The sequence below is a fragment of the Micromonospora sp. KC721 genome, from assembly GCF_004348355.1.
Lineage (GTDB): Bacteria > Actinomycetota > Actinomycetes > Mycobacteriales > Micromonosporaceae > Micromonospora.
On sequence record NZ_SMJY01000324.1, the window covers coordinates 1 to 3666 of the forward strand.

The following is a 3666-nucleotide window of genomic DNA, read 5'->3' on the forward strand; positions in this document are numbered from 1 at the left end:
AAACGTCAGCCGGGGTCGGCGGCCGGCTCCTGGCTTGCGGACACGTTCGCGGGTGCGGCGGGTGCGCAGCCGGTCCTCGCGGGCCGCGGCCCAGGCGGGTTGGAGTTCGGTCAACAGCAGGCCCAGGCGGTTGCGGCTGAGGCCGGTGAAGGCACAATGAGCGAAGGCCGCGCGGATGGCTTTGATCGACACAATCAGACATCTGCGCGGTCGTCTATGTCAGGGTCAAGCCGCCACACCGACCGGCTCTACTGTGCACAAGGTCGTTAGGGTGTGGCGCTGTCGACACCTGGTCCTTATCCGACGGAGGCATTTGGGATGACCGCCCCTGATCCCACTCACATGGTCAAATACTGCCGCGACGTGCTGCCCAGCATGCTGACTGAAGCATGCGACGTGGACGAGGATCTGGCCCATCGTATCGGCGACGACGTGTTGCAGCGGGCTGAGGCGCTGGCGGCTCTGCCGCAGCGTGAGCAGGACGTGTTGATCGCGCCGTTCGTCGAGGAGGTGTTCGACCACGAGCCGCTGGCGTCACCGCTGGATCTGAGGGCCAAGGTCACCCTCGTGGTGCGAAACAGCCTGCTCGAGCAGGCACACCACGACGGCCCGCTTGGCAGCGGAATCATCCCGGCGACGGAGTACGCGGCCGGCCCGCTGTCGCATCTGCTGGCCGCGCGCCGCCGCCAGCCCATCGCCGCTCAGGATCCGAACCCTTTCGCCGGGCTGGCGGGGCGCTATCCGCGTGCGTGGGCGTGTCTGGACGCGCTGACCGACACCTTCGCCGCAGGTGGCCGCGGTCCACTGCGCCTACCTTCGGCACCCACGCCCAGCCTGCCTTCCGGCCATGAGGTAGTCACGGCACCACGGTCCGACGACGGCACGATGACCGTGTTCAGCGCGATCGACCCGCGCTTCGACCAGGGCCTGGTGGACCTGCTCGGGAAGGCCGCCGAAGGCGATTTCGTACTGTGCACGTCGGCGCTCAGCCGATACTCGCGCAACAGCGAGAAGCTGCACCGCATCCTCGAATTCCTTCTCGCGCACAGGGCCACAATCCTGACCACCAACTATTTGATCCGCCACACCGACGTCTGGGTCCGCCGCGGCGCGCTCGTCAAACCAGACAGCCACAAGCCCTTCGCCGGCGTGCTCGACACCCAGGGACTGGCCGGCACTCACCGGAAGATAGCCGAGAGCGTCGCCGCGCAGCGGGGCCTGCGCTGACTCCATCAGGCGGTTGCGCGTCGGCTTCAACACGTCATTGATCAGCTTCGGATGCCGACGTTTTCGGAGTTAATCGAAGGGGTTGCAGCTAACCGCTAAGGCCTGCAAGAGCGGTGGCAACGACCCGGCCCGGGAGCACCGTCGTCATGCGTCACTGACCTCGGCTTCGGCGGTGGCGGTCGCCTTGGCGACGATGGGATCCGGATGTCACCCAGCCATGGCAAGCAGCTCGTGAGCGACCGATGCCGCGACCAAGAGCCGTTGCGTCGATTGCTGCATCGCCGGGAACCACACGGGCTGCTGCTCACGGAGGGCCCTGCGCCGCTTGAACGCCGGGCAAGCCGCACCAGGAAGACGTACGTCTCCGACGTGGCAGATCAAGGACACCTCTTATCGTCGGAGCTTCCGCAAGTTTGCATCCATCGGCCATGATGGACGTCGTGCCCAAACGACAGTTGACCGCCTGCGCGCTCCTTCTGATGATCGTTGTCTCACTAGTAATGATCTTTAGCGGTAGCCTCGACGGCGCGGCAGCGTGGGCAAACATCATCGCGTTACCGGTAGCGGTCGCCGGTGTGATCTTGACGATTCGAAGCGCCAGCGGCTCGGCGTCCTCGTCTAGCGCTCAGGATCGCGACAGCTTGAGCGGCCCGGCGAAGTCGGGCAGAGCTAGCCCTGTGGTCAACCAGGTCGGGTTCAGTGGCGGGCGTCAGGCAAACGTCGCGGGCGACTACTTCGAGCGAGGCCATGATGACCGCGAGGGCAGGTGAGCGTGGTAGATCGGCAAACTGGCTTTGGTGGCGAACGTCAGGCCAACGTCAAGGGGTCCTACTACGAAGGGAACGTCGATAAGAGCACCCACACGCATCACCATCGCCACTACGCACCCAGGGCTAATGTCGACCTCAGGGAAGATGAGGCAACGAAGTCTGGCTCGGGAAGTGGCGCGGCAGCAGCCGCGGGTGGGGGTGGACTGGGCGTAGTCGTCGTTCTTGCTGTCTTGGGCTACTTCATCTTCGGCGGAAATGAGCCGTTCCCGGCGACGTCAGATCCCTGGCCGGCCGAGGTGAAGCAGGAGGCCGTGGTCGCCGCCGCAGGTGGCTGGCTCGACAAATGCGCGAAGTCACCGTCTGCAACCCCGGCCAATTGCCCGCAATCCATCGTCGAGACCTCGGACGTCTCCAAGGTCCGTTGGGCCTTCTTCGGCAACCCTCTGGAAGCTGCGGTCATTCACTACACCGAAGCGGAGAGCCGGTTCGACATGCTAGGGACCGTCATGGTGACGGCGGACTACACCGCCTCCAAAGAGCTACGCCGGGTCGTGACGCCAGCGAAGTACTGGGCCAAGGTGAAGTGGGTCGATGGGAGGCTTGACGTCCAGGAAATCAAGGAGCACTCGGCCATAGGCGACCCCGATGTAGTGAAGCAGGATCCCAAGGTGCCTTGGGATCTGGTCGCCGCAAAACTGAGCGACGCGTTCACACGATGCGTGCGAGACGCCAAGTCGGCTATGCCGGCTGGCTGCCCCGAATGGAGTCCGCCGTCGGGCGCCGAGAAGATCAAATGGTCTTCTACGGGCGATCCACTCCTGACCGCTCGCGCTACCTTCGATCCGAAGTTCGCGATCTACCGCGTCAAGGGCACTTACGAGTTGGCCGTGCGCTATACCTGGCTCGGGGCCACGAAGACCGACACTCGAAATCCCACCTATGAGGCTTGGATAGCTCCGACAGCGGCAGGGCCAGTCGTACTCCAGATCAAGGACACGACCACGGTCTAGGCCTGATCGTCATCGATGCGCTTGAACGACGACTCGTTCGATGCCTGGCCGACGATAGCCTCCACCGGTGCAGACGTAGCGAGTGGATGGGGTTGGCCGGTAAGAGCGGCCAGCGCGGTAGCGACGGCGTGCAGATCGGCTTTGATGTAGGTGGTGGTAGCGGGTCCGCTTCTGTCGGTGTGCCCGGCGTAGGCGCGGGCGACGGCGTAGCCGAAGTGCCGCTCGACCCAGGTTAGGGTGGTGTGGCGCAGCCAATGGATGGAGATGCCTTGGACGGCGACCCACGGCAACTGCCGGCCGATGCGTTTCCACATCAGGTCGTAGCGCCGATAAGTGGCAGGTTGGCCGTTGCGGTAGCGCAGCAGGGCATCGGTCGGGAGGACGGCGCCGCGGGCTCGGGCGTGGTCGTTCAGTCGGCTGGCGAGCATCGGTGTGATGGGCTGCCAGCGTTGCGTGCCGCCCTTCTCGCGGAGCCGGATGAGCGCATGGTCGGTGTCCAGGTCGGTCAGTCGTAGCGCGAGGGCGCCGCCGCGTCGGCAGGCCGTTTCGGTGTGCAGGCGCAGCAGTAGAGCTTCGAGCACGATGTCTTTGCCGCCGTTGCGGGCGGCGGCGTTGATGTCGGACAGTTCGTCGGGGGTCAGGGCGCGGCGGGTGTTGGG

The 3666-nt window shown here is 65.1% G+C and carries 4 protein-coding genes and 1 pseudogene; 3 read left to right on the plus strand and 2 right to left on the minus strand.

Annotated features, from left to right (window positions below; translation table 11 throughout):
- Positions 1-192, minus strand: a pseudogene (locus E1182_RS31805) (hypothetical protein); the annotation flags it as partial.
- Between the two features lie 126 nt (positions 193-318).
- On the opposite strand from E1182_RS31805, the gene E1182_RS29735 reads away from it, so the two are divergent.
- From E1182_RS29735 to E1182_RS29745, 3 genes are all read left to right on the plus strand, one after another.
- Positions 319-1227: a hypothetical protein gene (locus E1182_RS29735; RefSeq protein WP_132271032.1), complete on the plus strand. Its 909-nt coding sequence runs from the start codon at positions 319-321 to the stop codon at positions 1225-1227.
- A 428-nt stretch (positions 1228-1655) separates the two neighbouring features.
- Positions 1656-1997, plus strand: coding sequence for a hypothetical protein (locus E1182_RS29740; protein WP_132271033.1), 342 nt, complete (start codon positions 1656-1658; stop codon positions 1995-1997).
- Positions 1994-3007 (plus strand): hypothetical protein, encoded by a 1014-nt coding sequence (locus tag E1182_RS29745; protein ID WP_132271034.1) that lies wholly within the window; start codon positions 1994-1996, stop codon positions 3005-3007. Before E1182_RS29740 ends, E1182_RS29745 begins: the two co-directional genes overlap by 4 nt.
- Here the strand turns inward: E1182_RS29745 and E1182_RS29750 are convergent.
- Positions 3004-3666 (minus strand): site-specific integrase (locus E1182_RS29750; RefSeq protein WP_132271035.1); only part of this gene is annotated, 663 nt, incomplete at its 5' end. The two genes, E1182_RS29745 and E1182_RS29750, sit on opposite strands and share 4 nt — an antisense overlap.